Origin of the sequence: Virgisporangium aurantiacum (assembly GCF_016863635.1) — a bacterium.
Taxonomy (GTDB): Bacteria; Actinomycetota; Actinomycetes; order Mycobacteriales; family Micromonosporaceae; genus Virgisporangium; species Virgisporangium aurantiacum.
The window spans coordinates 1-11,957 of the sequence record NZ_BOPG01000076.1; the positions used below are offsets into that span (position 1 = coordinate 1).

11 protein-coding genes and 1 pseudogene are annotated in these 11,957 nt (G+C 68.0%); 3 read left to right on the plus strand and 9 right to left on the minus strand.

The window, feature by feature from the left end:
- The 3 genes from Vau01_RS48325 to pepN form a co-directional block, all read left to right on the plus strand.
- Positions 1 to 901 (plus strand): lantibiotic dehydratase (locus tag Vau01_RS48325; RefSeq protein WP_204007653.1); only part of this gene is annotated, 901 nt, incomplete at its 5' end.
- Between the two features lie 20 nt (positions 902 to 921).
- Positions 922 to 2,031 (plus strand): lantibiotic dehydratase C-terminal domain-containing protein, encoded by a 1,110-nt coding sequence (locus Vau01_RS48330; RefSeq protein ID WP_204007655.1) that lies wholly within the window; start codon positions 922 to 924, stop codon positions 2,029 to 2,031.
- A 77-nt stretch (positions 2,032 to 2,108) separates the two neighbouring features.
- Positions 2,109 to 4,712, plus strand: coding sequence for an aminopeptidase N (gene pepN / locus Vau01_RS48335; RefSeq protein ID WP_204007657.1), 2,604 nt, complete (start codon positions 2,109 to 2,111; stop codon positions 4,710 to 4,712).
- 143 nt (positions 4,713 to 4,855) lie between these two features.
- Here pepN and Vau01_RS65790 read toward each other — a convergent pair.
- From Vau01_RS65790 to Vau01_RS48380, 9 genes and pseudogenes are all read right to left on the minus strand, one after another.
- Positions 4,856 to 5,113 (minus strand): annotated as a pseudogene (locus Vau01_RS65790) (transposase); the annotation flags it as partial.
- Between the two features lie 91 nt (positions 5,114 to 5,204).
- Complete coding sequence (locus Vau01_RS48345; protein WP_204007659.1) at positions 5,205 to 5,570, minus strand: peptidase inhibitor family I36 protein; 366 nt, start codon at positions 5,568 to 5,570, stop codon at positions 5,205 to 5,207.
- Positions 5,571 to 5,657: 87 nt separating this feature from the next.
- The gene (locus Vau01_RS48350; RefSeq protein WP_204007661.1) at positions 5,658 to 7,358 is read right to left on the minus strand and encodes an AfsR/SARP family transcriptional regulator; all 1,701 of its coding nucleotides are present in this window, start codon (positions 7,356 to 7,358) and stop codon (positions 5,658 to 5,660) included.
- A gap of 545 nt (positions 7,359 to 7,903) precedes the next feature.
- Entirely contained in the window at positions 7,904 to 8,227 is a 324-nt protein-coding gene (locus tag Vau01_RS48355) for a S1 family serine peptidase (RefSeq protein ID WP_204007663.1), read from the minus strand.
- An 80-nt stretch (positions 8,228 to 8,307) separates the two neighbouring features.
- Positions 8,308 to 8,742: a DUF1877 family protein gene (locus Vau01_RS48360; protein ID WP_204007664.1), complete on the minus strand. Its 435-nt coding sequence runs from the start codon at positions 8,740 to 8,742 to the stop codon at positions 8,308 to 8,310.
- A gap of 423 nt (positions 8,743 to 9,165) precedes the next feature.
- Entirely contained in the window at positions 9,166 to 9,843 is a 678-nt protein-coding gene (locus tag Vau01_RS48365) for a maleylpyruvate isomerase N-terminal domain-containing protein (RefSeq protein WP_204007666.1), read from the minus strand.
- Positions 9,844 to 9,919: 76 nt separating this feature from the next.
- A complete protein-coding gene (locus tag Vau01_RS48370) occupies positions 9,920 to 10,123 on the minus strand; it encodes a hypothetical protein (protein ID WP_204007668.1) in 204 nt (67 codons plus the stop codon).
- Positions 10,120 to 11,043 (minus strand): alpha/beta fold hydrolase, encoded by a 924-nt coding sequence (locus tag Vau01_RS48375; RefSeq protein WP_204007669.1) that lies wholly within the window; start codon positions 11,041 to 11,043, stop codon positions 10,120 to 10,122. Before Vau01_RS48375 ends, Vau01_RS48370 begins: the two co-directional genes overlap by 4 nt.
- Positions 11,044 to 11,055: 12 nt before the next feature.
- A complete protein-coding gene (locus tag Vau01_RS48380) occupies positions 11,056 to 11,934 on the minus strand; it encodes an alpha/beta hydrolase family protein (RefSeq protein WP_204007671.1) in 879 nt (292 codons plus the stop codon).
- Positions 11,935 to 11,957 lie beyond the last annotated feature (23 nt).

Below are 11,957 nucleotides of genomic sequence, written 5' to 3' on the forward strand. Positions count from 1 at the left end.
GTTCGGTGTGGTGAACCAGACGTACAGTGGTCTGACTCTGTTGTTCTCCCGCTTCATGTACTGCTTCGACGACAACGAACGCGGCGGCCTGGCGGCCGAACTGCGTGACGAACTCGCCAAGCTGCAACCGGTCGACGCGGTGTTCGCGGAGGTCACGGGCGGGTACGACACCACGAACCTGAACCTGCATCCGGCGATCACACCGTACGAACTGGTTTGCCCCGGCGACGTGAGTTTCCGCAGCGAGTCCGAACAGATCACGGTGGACGAGCTCAGCGTGATCCACGACGAGAAGACCGGCCGGCTGCGGCTGCACTCGTGGCGTCTGGACTGCGAGGTGATCCCGGTCTATCTGGGCTTCATCATTCCCCCGGCGCTGCCCAAGGTCCAGCGGGCCATGCTGCTGTTCTCCCGAAACATCTTCGCCACAATCGACATGTGGGGCGGCACCAACGCAAACGACCAGTCCCGGGCGATCAGGCGCCAGCCACGGGTCCGTATCGGCGACGTGATCGTGTCACGACGCAGGTGGATCGTTCATCCCGACCTCTTCCCGGCACGCACCACCGTAGAAGGCGACGCGGAGTCGTTCCTTTCCATGCGGCGGTGGTGGCGGGACAACGGCCTGCCGCCGCGGGTCTTCGCCTCACTCGGCACGAAGCCGCTCAAGCCTGACACGAGCGGTGCGCTGCCGACGTTCAAGCCGCAGTACGTCGACTTCGGCAGCGTCCTTTCGCTGCAGTTGCTGGAGCATCTCGTGCGGGAGGGCAACCGGATGGTCATTCTCGAGGAGATGCTGCCCGACACCGAGCAGATCTGGCTGAAGTCGGCCGAGGGAAGGTACGTGGCCGAACAGACCATCGAGATCACCGGCACGACCCGGCCGCTGCGCGGTCACTGATCGGAACCAGGGAGGTACGAATGACATTCAAGCTCGGCGTTGTCGACGACCCACAGGTACCACCTGCCTCGCGCCCAGGTGACTGGCAGGCGCTGCACATCTTCTACAGCGCCAACTCCCAGCCGCTTCTCACCGACTGCGTCGCACCGCTGGTGCACGACCTCCGCAGCCGCGGACTGCTGGACATGTACTTCTTCATCAACTACTGGATGGAAGGCCCGCACGTCCGGCTACGGCTGAAGCCGGCCACGGAGGCGGCCGTACCGGCGGTACGGGCGGCGGCCGACACCGCCCTCGGGGACTTCCTGTCGAGCCGGCCCGCGCTGTTCGACTACGACCAGGACCTGTTGAAAATTCAGGACGGCCTGCTCGTCACGGAGTATCCCGACGAACAGGAGCGACGCCGGATGTACCCGGACGGCCGGGTACCCGTCCAGGACAACAACACGTTCCACTACCGCGACTATCAACCGGAGTACGGCCGCTACGGCGGGCCCGTCGGGGTAGCTCTCGCGGAGCGGCACTTCGAGTTCTCCAGCGACCTGGTGATCAAGCTTCTGCAAACGATGAACGTGCACATCCGTCCGGTGCTGTTGGGCCTGGCCGCCCAACTCATGATGATCAGCACCTCCACGTTCCTGCGGGACACCGACTTCATCGTGAGATTCCTGGAGCGCTACCGCGAGTACTGGAGCTCGTCGTTCGGGCTCGACTACTGGAGCTCCTCGTCGGACACCGTCGCGGACGGTACCGCTCTCTACCAGACGTGTTACGACTCGATGAAGGACGAGCTCGCGGCCCGGTTCATCGACACGCATGACACCATTCAGCGGGGACAGCTGGACCACCTGACCGGGTTCCGGGCCGTGTGGGCACGGCACTGGGAGACCCTGCGGGAACAGGTGCTGGACGTCGGCACCGCGGGCAAGCTCACGTTCATCAAGAACGGCACTTCCCGAGCGCCCAAGGTGATCTCCAAACCCGACCCGCTGCTCCCCCACCTGCTCGCGTCGTACGTGCACATGACGAACAACCGGCTCGGCCTGTCGATTGCCGACGAGGCCTACCTGTCGTACGTCCTGGCCCGCACGCTCCAGGACAACACCGGCAACCGCGTCCTGACGTCGTGAACAAAGTGCGACGTGAGCCGAACCCGCGTCGGTGCCCCGGAACCGGGCACCCTGATGAAGCGACGAGGTAACACAACGTGGCAGGCAACCTGACCAGGGACGAGGCGCGCGCCCGCGCGCGGTTGCTGACGGTCGAGTCCTACGAGGTGGCACTCGACCTGACCCGGGGCGAGGACCGCTTCGAAAGCGTCACGACTATCCGCTTCACCGGCGCCGACCCGGGCGCGTCCACGTTCGTCGACCTGCACGACGCACATGTCCGCGAGATCGTGCTGAACGGCACCACCCTCGACGTGGCCGCCTACGACGCGGACAAGGGCCGCTTCCCCCTCCCTTCCCTGTCCGGGTCCAACGAGCTGCGGATGGTCGCCGACTGCGCCTACACGCGCACCGGTGAGGGCCTGCACCGCTTCGTCGACCCGGTGGACCAGCATGTCTATCTAGCCAGCCAGTTCGAGACGGCCGATGCGCACCGCGTGTATGCCTGCTTCGACCAGCCCGACCTCAAGGCGACCGTCCAGTTCACCGTGCTGGCCCCGGCCGACTGGGAGGTGATCTCCAACGCGACCGCCGACGACGTTCGCGAGGTGGCCACACCCGCCCACGCGCAGGGCGGGATGCAGGCGGCCAGGCGGTGGCGGTTCGCGACCACGCCGGTCATGTCTACGTACGTCACGGCGCTGGTGGCTGGCCCTTACCACAAGGTTGTCTCGGAGCACGACGGCATACCCCTCGGGCTCTACTGCCGAGCCTCGCTGGCCGAGCACCTCGACGCCGACAACCTCTTCGAGATCACCCGGCTGGGCTTCGACTTCTTCCACCGAGTGTTCGGCGTGCGGTATCCATTCGGCAAGTACGACCAGTGCTTCGTGCCGGAGTTGCACGCCGGGGCGATGGAGAACGCGGGTTGCGTGACGTTGCTCGACGACTACCTCTTCCGGTCCCGGATCACCGACGCGGTGGTCGAGTGGCGGGCGAAGACGATGCTGCATGAGATGGCGCACATGTGGCTCGGTGACCTGGTCACCATGCGCTGGTGGGACGACCTGTGGCTCAACGAGTCGTTCGCCACCTACATGTCCGTGCTGGCCCAGGCCGAGGCCACCCGGTGGACGACGGCGTGGACCACGTTCGCGAACGTGGAGAAATCCTGGGCCTACCGCCAGGACCAGCTCCCCTCCTCGCATCCCGTCGTCGCCGATGTCCCCGACATGCGGGCCGTCGAGCTCAACTTCGACGGCATCACGTACGCCAAGGGTGCCTCGGTACTCAAGCAGCTGGTCGCCTATGTGGGCCTGGAGAACTTCATCGCGGGGGTGCGCGGCTACGTCGCCGAGCACGCCTGGGGCAACACCGAGCTGAAGGATCTGCTCGACGCCCTGGAGCGCACGTCCCGCCGCGACCTGTCGGCGTGGTCGAAGGAGTGGCTGGAGACCGCCTGGGTCAACACGCTGCGCCCCGAGTTCGAGGTGTCCGGCGGCCGGTTCGCCCGGTTCGAGGTGGCGCAGGAGGCGTCGGACGAACATCCGACGCGGCGCGCGCACCGGATCGCGATCGGCCTGTATTCCCTGGTGAACGGCCGGCTGACGCGGACCCGACGGGTCGAACTCGACGTGGTGGGTGCCCGGACGAGCGTGCCGCAGCTTGTCGGCGCGCAGCGGCCGGACCTGGTGCTGCTCAACGACGACGACCTGACCTACGCGAAGATCCGCCTCGACGAGGTCTCGCTACGGACGCTGGTCGACGGAGGCATCGCGCGGTTCACCGAATCGCTGCCGCGGGCGCTGTGCTGGTCGGCCGCGTGGGACATGACCCGCGACGGCGAGATGGCCGCGCGCGACTACGTGAAACTGGTCGTCTCCGGCGGCGGCACGATCACCGACATCATGGTCCTGCAGACCGTTCTGCGGCAGGCGCGCACGGCCGCGCTGCAGTACGCCGACCCCGCGTGGCGGTCCCAGGGCCTGGCGCTGCTGAGTGCCGAGCTTCGCTCGCTGCTCGCCTCGGCCGCGCCCGCGTCAGACCACCAGCTCGCCTACGCGCAGGCGTTCGCGCCGGTGGCCGGCTCGGCAGCGGACCTCGACCTGCTGGAGGGCATTCTCGACGGCTCGGCGGTGCCCGAGGGGCTCAGCGTGGACGCGGACCTGCGCTGGAACCTCGTGCAGGCGCTCGTCTCCGGTGGAAGGCTGGACAGCTCCGACATCGAGGCCGAGCTGGCACTCGACCCCACGGCAACGGGTGAGCGATCGGCGGCGCAGTGCCGGGCGGCGATTCCGACCGCAGAGGCCAAGAGCGCGGCGTGGGAGCGGATCGTGAGCGGCGAGGTGGCCAACCACCTCGCCCGTGCCACGATCGGCGGCCTGCAGGATCCCCTCCATCCCGAGCTGCTCGAGCCCTACCGGGAGAAGTACTTCGCCGAGGTCGGGCGGATCTACCAGGAGAGGACGTTCGACCAGGCGTCATCGTTCGCCGTCGGGTGCTTCCCGTCTCTCCTCGTCTCGGAGGAGACGCGGCAGGCCGCCGACGGCTATCTGGCGGCGCAGGAGCCGCCGCCGGCGCTGCGCAGGATGATCCTGGAGTGCGCGGACAACGTCCGTCGCGCCCTGCGCAATCGCGAGGTAGACGCCATCTCCGCCGCGCCGACAGTCGGCCCTCACGTGCGCTCAACACAAGACCAATAGCCGCCGCTTCTCCCGATGCACCGCATCGGCCGGCATCGCCGCCTTCCGGCGCCGCTCGACGGCCTGCGCATCGGCCCCGGGGGCCGGCGCCGCCACCGGCCGGGTCCCAGGACCCGGGGACGAGCAGCCGCCAGTCCACCGGACAGGACGCGGTGTCGGTGACCAGGTTCAGGCTGATCCCGGCCTGGCAGTTGGTCACCTTCCCGGCCGTGCCGGTGTACTGGCGGGCCACACACCGACGCGGTGCCGCACTTGAGCCAGCCCGTATCATCCACGGCCCACGCCGCCGGGCTGATCGCCTCGTCCATCCGGACCGGGAGGCGTTCACGCTTCGCGGCGGCATCCCACAGGCCGTTCGTGACGAAGTGGTTCAGCGCCTGCTCGTGCGGTCCGGCCGGCAGCTGGCCGGCTGCCCTTCGCCCCCGAGATCACGTCGGTAGGCGTCCTGATCGCCGTGAACAAACGACGGCCGACACGACCGACCGTTTCCGCTCAGGCGCGGCCGACGCCGTGCATCGGCACGGGCAGCTTCGCCCATCCGCGGCCGGTTGGAACCGGCACGGCCAAACCCGTACAGCCCTGGTTCTGCCACACGACAACGGCGATGGTGCTGGCGTTCCACACCGAGCGGAAGGTCGGATACGCGTTGGGAGCCCAGCAATTTCCGATCGCCGCCGGATTGATCAGATAAGGGCGGCCGACGAAATCCGGCTCCGGCCACCCGCACACCGCACTGGTCGGACACGACGGGTCATCGCGAGGGTCTTCGCCGGCGCCTTCCGCGCGCGCGTCGACGGCGGGTACCAAGAGAGCGGCGGAGGCCGCCATTCCTATCACGATACGCCTGGTGATCTTCATGCCCGAATGCTACCGAGCGGGTCCTTCAGATCGCCTTCATGGTGTATTCGCATTGTATTCGCGCAAGTCACCACGTTCACGAGGATGTCACCGGAGTACCAACTCCTGGGCATAGATCGCGACGAGATCATGGAGCCGGTAGTGGGGCTCACCGGTCGCATCAGCAGCCGTCGGTTCAAGGAGTCCGGCCGTGGTGAGCTGCTCGACCAGGCGCTGACCGTCAGAGTCGCCGGCCAGTGCGCCGATGGTCCGGGCGGCGAAGTCACCCTTCCCCAAGAGCCCCAGGGAACGGAACGCCCGCTGGGTGTCCGGATCAAGGGCTCGATAGCTGCTGCGCAGTTCGGCGCGGACGGTCAGGCCGGAGGTGGACAGCTCGTCGAGGCGGCGTTGCTGGTCGAGCATCCGGTCGGCCATCCCGATCAGTTGCTGTTTCGGCTGGGTCGCCAGTCGCGCGCCGAGGATTCGCAGCGCCAGCGGCAACCCAGCGCACAGCGTCGCGATCCGCCTGGCTGCCTCCGGCTCGGCATCCACGCGACGTTCACCGACGATCCGGCTGAGCATGGCCACCGAATCCGCCAGGTCTAACTGGTGCAGCCGATGGTGAAAGGCCCCGGGCAGCGAACTGAGTGCCGAGCGACTGGTGACGAGCACGGCAGCGGTCGAGGTGCCGGGCAGCAGCGGCGTGATCTGATCGATCGTCGATGCGTCGTCGAGGACCAGCAGTACCTGCCGGTCGGCCAGCCGGGAACGCCATACCGACGCGCGCGTCTGCAGGTCGCACGGTATGGCGCTCCGGGGAACTCCACTGACCAGCAGCAGCTCCGCGAGGATCTCGCTGAGATCTGGGTGCCCGGTCGCCGACGGGGCATTGTTCTGCAGCGGGACGTACCACTGGCCGTCCGGAAAGGCCCGCCGCAGACTGTGCGCGACGTGTACGGCGAGTGCGGTCTTGCCCATCCCGGGCATGCCCCAGATCACCACAGGGCCTGTCCTGCTGTCGCCGGCCAGCTGTTCGACGAGCGTGTCATGGTCGACCTCGCGACCGACGAAGTCCCCCACCATCGGCGGCAACTGGCACAGATCACGCCAGGAGTCGACCGGCGGAGCCGCCGGTTCCGGGACTGTCGGCTGCGTGAGGCCCGGTTCGCCGAGCAGGATCGCCTGGTGAAGCTCCTGGAGTTCGCTGCCGGGCTCGATTCCCAGATCAGACGCGAGCACCTGTCGTACCTCCTGGTAGACGGCCAACGATTCCGCCTGCCGACTGCACCGATACAACGCCGTCATCAACTGCGCCCACAGATGCTCGCGCAGAGGATGGACACGGGTCAGCTTGCGCAACTCTCCAACGAGCTCCGCCTGACGCCCGAACGTCAGATCGAGGTCTATCCGCCTGGTCAGCGCCGTGAACCACAACTCCTGCAGCCGTACGGCATCCCCCGACTGCAGGAAGGTCGAGGGGACGTCGGCCAGTGCCGGCCCGCGCCAGAGGTCCAGCACGGTGGCCAGATGTGCCCGCTCAGCAGCCGCGTCGCGCACCTCCCGTGCCGTTTCCGCGGCGGCGAGCAGTTGACGGGCGTCATTGACGTCCAGCTCACCGGGTGACACTTCGATCAGATAGCCCGACTCGCGTGTGCAGATCACCTCATGCTCCCCGAACGCCCGACGCAGCCGCAGCACGAGCGATTGCAGCACGGTCCGGGCAGCCTTGGGCGGCTCTTCCCAGATGTGATCGATCATGATCTCGGGGGTGACCGGCTGATTGGCATTGAGCAGCAAGGCCGCGAGCACGACCCGAGCCTTCCCCGCCGTGACCGGTATCGACCGGCCACCGACGCTGACCTGCAACGTGCCCAATAATCCGAACCGACGGGGCGCATCTTTATCGGATGACACGGGCCTCGCTCTCTCAATTACAGGCGGGTGAACCTCCTCGGCGCCGGCCGTTTGATACGTCGCTCCACGCCGAACTGATTGCACTGATCTTGCCGAGTCATGGAAACACGGTGCAGCTTCAGATTTGCTTCATATCAGGGTCGGCGCGTGACCGGTTGGCTTTCGGGTGGTGACACGGCGGGCGACGGCGGGCAGAATGCCGCGCCGGATCAGCCCGCTGAATGGACGGATGAGCAGCCAATACCGCTGCGTCCGCCGGGCAGGTCGAAGGAATACCCGCTGCACCCGGTCGACGTGACGGCGAACACTCCTGGCGCTTCGACCTCGAGGCCGGACAGTTCCATTTCGTGAGGACGGTGACACCGCCCGGCTTAAGCGGGCTCTTGTGCCGTCATCCTCGCTACTTCAGCTCAATCATCGAGCGGTTCTGATCAGTGATGTCAGGCCCACTCATAGCGGGCCAGCGTGAGCCGCACCCACGTCCAGTGGTACCAGATCGAGACGTACACCTCGTCGGAGTTGAGGCATCCGGTCTCGCCGCCGCTGCGGGAGTCGAATCCGACGGGGTACCACCGATTGTTCACCGGGTAGAGCAACGGGCTGCCCGAATCACCGTTGCATGTACTGGCGGTGTTTTCTCTGGCCTGCCTGACACACAGGTCGCAGTTGCGTGTCGAGTTGCCGCACGATGTCGGATCGGATCGGCCATCATCCAGCCCCGGCATCTGTTCGTCGCCCTCGACGCGCACCTCGCGCGGCAGCATGCGGACTGCCCGGCGAAACTCGATCAGATCCGCGAGACCTTTCGGCCGACGCGGACGATCTCCTTAACGGGTCGCCGGGGCTAGCAGACGAGGAAACTCATGGCCGCTCTCGCGTCGGCGGCCCTCCGGTATACGTCCTTGAGTGCCACGAAGTGGAACTTAAGGTACTCATCATTGCCCTGGTCATTCGTGCTCTTGCCGTTTGGCGTTTCCCTGAACGCGGCCATGAGCCGCTCTAAGGTCACACCCTGCAACTGCTGCCAGTTCCGCTGTACTTCCTCGGCGTCGAGCATGCCCGACCAGACATAGGCGCTCTCCTCTTCAGCTTCATCGTCGCCGGTCGCGAGGAGAACGTTCCCTGTCACGATGCACTCACCGTCAAGACCGAGCACGTTAAGGCTTTCGGTGAGATCGAAGAAACTCCCGTCGATGTCGGCCTCCTCGCCGACTGGCTCCGAGCTGTGCATCGGCTGCAGGCTGGCAGTAAAGCCCATCGGTTTCGTCTCCCAGTCCATGATGTGACGCACCACCATAGAGCCACACGGAGGCCTTGTCGACGCGGCCGGGTAGGGCTGGTGAGGCCCGGACCAGACGCCCGGCGCGTCGCTGACGGCTTGGACGTGGACGTACCGCCAGGCGGTGGCTACGCCGATACCGAACCCGCCGGCCTGGGGTGAACCCTTGAGTTGCCAGTGTCGGTGCGTAGCCGATGTCGTGTAGACGGGCGATGCAGATCCGTAGGACGCTCATCTCGCAGGCCGAGGCGATCCCACCGATCCGGGGCCGATCGACCGCCACTACACCGGCCCACGCTGCCCTACGCCGACCCGTTCTTCGCCGCCGAGTGTCGCCCCACGCCGCCGGCCCGCTCTGATGGGTTCAAGTAGGCCGTCATCAGCTCCACCCGTCCCGTCTGGCGACGGATGGCCGGCGTGCGGTCATGACAGCAGCGGTAACCGGTCGGCGAGTTGGCCGAGTTCGTGCCGGTCCGCGTCGCTGATCGGACGCCGGCCGGTCGCGGCGGCGAGGAACCCGTGACCGGTCCAGCGCGGGCTGTCCGGCGGATCGCCGCCAAGCAGGTCGATGAATACGGGACGAGTGACCCGCAGCGCCGCGTCCGTTGTCCACGGTGGACGGTCGAGCGTGATCGCGACGTCGAGCGCGTGCGCCGCCACGGCGATGACCCGGGTCACGATCCACTCGGCCAGGACCATGGGCCCGACGCGAGGGATCAGCACGACGCGGGCGGTGTCGTCGCGTCGTAGGACGTCAAGCGTGTGCGCCGCCTCGCGGTCGAATCGGGCGGCCGCGTCCGGCACCGCGGCCGCGCCGCTCTGCGCGTGTTCGACGTTGCGTTGCCGGTAGGCGTCGGTGTCCCGCTCCGGTCGTCGGTAGTAGTCGGCCGCCGTTCGGGGCCGGTCGCGCGACGGGGCGTCGGGCAACGGCTCGTCGCCAACCCGGATGCTGTCGGCGATGTGGACGATCAGCTCGTGCAGGGTCCACGGCGGGCAGTTCGTCGTGATGGCGAGGTCGCCGGGTCTCAGCGTACGGATGACGGCCGACAGCGCGGCCGCTTCCCCGGCGAGGGCGTCAAGCACTGCAACAGATCCGGTCATCCAGCACTGGATACCCGGACGGGTCGGTCACCGCAACGCAATAGCGCCGAGCTGCCGGTCGTGACCATCACTGCGGTCACGTGCCCGGCTCGACGGTGTCGGTTGACTGCCGGTGGTCGATGCGCAGGTCCGGCGTGGACTCGTCGAACGTCTCCCGCGCCTCGGAGTCTTTCAGGATCTGCTCGGCCTGCATTTCGGGGTCGTCGCTGCCGGCAGCGCGCTCCTCCGGGAGCAGATGCGCGGCTCGTGTCTGGACGCGGTCGGACACCGGTTCGTTCATGCCGGCGTCCTACCCGTCGGGCACGCGGCGCAATCGGGCCGCGGCCACTCGCAGGTGTCGACCAGGGCCCGGGCGACCTGGTCGGCCGCCACCGGGTCGGTCAGGATCGTGTAGTGGTTGCAGTCGGCCACGAGCCGGGCCGTGAGCGGACTCTGCCGCGTCCACTGATCGACCAGCGGCTGTGGCAGCATCCCTGGTTCCTGGCCGAGCATTCCGCGTGGCGCGTACAACAGGTGCGCCGGCAGGCGCAGCGACCGTAGGTCCGCGCCGAACGCGGCGGCGCCGGCGAGCAGGTCGCGGCCGTCGGCCGCGACGGCGTCGGGGTTGACGCGGGACCGGATCGACCCGGGTTCGCCGGCGACGTCGTAGCGGACGTACGCCGCCAGGTCGTCGTTCCACGACGCCGCGAGAGCCGGATGGCTCCGGAAGAAGTCGACGTACGCCGCTTCGGAGGGGAACGTCATCCGCAGCCGGGCCACGGCCGGACCCACGGTTGCCGCCAGCACCGCGGCGGGGTCCGCGCCGGCCGGGACCGGCAGCGGCAGCCCGCCGTCGATCAGCACCAGGTGGACGAACAGGCTGGGAAACCTCGCCGCGGCCCGCAGCGCCGCGTACGCGCCCATCGACTGCCCGGTCAGCACCATCGGCTGCGGGAAATGTTTCGCGACCGCGGCGAGGTCCTCGGCGTGCCGGTCCATGCCGAAAGGGCCGGGGAGGGCGGAGCTGCGGCCCCGGCCGCGCAGGTCCACGGCGATCAACGTCCAGTCGGCCGGGAGCGCACGGGCCACCGCCACGAACGACATCGCCGACGCGGTGATGCCGTGCGCGGCCAGCACCACTTTGCCGTCACCGGGCTGCGCCGGCCCGAAGCGCAGCGCGTGCAGCGGGCCTTCCGGCGTGGGGATTTCAACGCTTCGCATTGTTCGCGGTGCCTACGCGACCAGCTGGTTACGGCGGACGTCGGACCACGTCCGGGTGTCGGTGCAGATGCCGCAGGCCGGTCCGTAGAACTCCGGGCGGGCTTCGGCGTCGCCCATCAGATGGAACCGGAACCAGGCCGTGGTGGGCGCGGCGAAGGGGCCCGGGTCGCCGACGATCGTGAGGTGGTCGGCGTTTCTGACTTCGCCGTAGATCGCCGGAATGTGATCGGCGTCGTTGTAGAAGTACCTCACCAGAGCCGGAAGGACGATGCTGTCGTTCTGCCCGGCCATCAGGAACGCCGGAACGTGGACGTTGTCGATGTCGGCGAGCGGGCCGGGCTGGATCGGGACGATGGTGTCGATGCGTGAGTCGGCGCCGACCACGATGGCCGCCGCGCCGCCCTGGGAGTGGCCGGAGGCACCGATGTGTCCCAGGTCGACCCGGCGGTAGAAGATGCTGGCCGGGTTGCCGTCGGCCTGGGCCAGGGCGTCGATACCCAGTCGCATGGAGATTCCGAGATTGGAGGTCGGCGTGTTGGCGGCCGAGACGATGAAGCCGTGGCTGGCCCAGTGCAGGAGCAGTTCCCGGTAGACCAGCGGCGCGGCGCCGGTGCCGTTGCCCCACACGATGACCGGGTGGCGGCGCGGGCTCGACGCGATGTCGCGCGGGTAGTAGAGGGTGTTGACGGCGCCCACCTGGACGGCGGTGGCGTACGGGCCCGGGGCGTCCCAGGCACCGTTGACCGACGGGAAGGTCGAGGCCGCGGCGGCAGCGTGGGCGGGGGTTGCGGTGGACGGCATGCCGGCGGCCAGCACGGCGACGCAGAGCGCCGCTGTGCCGGTGCGAAGCGCCGTGCGGAGCCGGGATACCGGGCGCGAACGATGAGACATGGTGCCTCCTCGGTTCAGTGGGG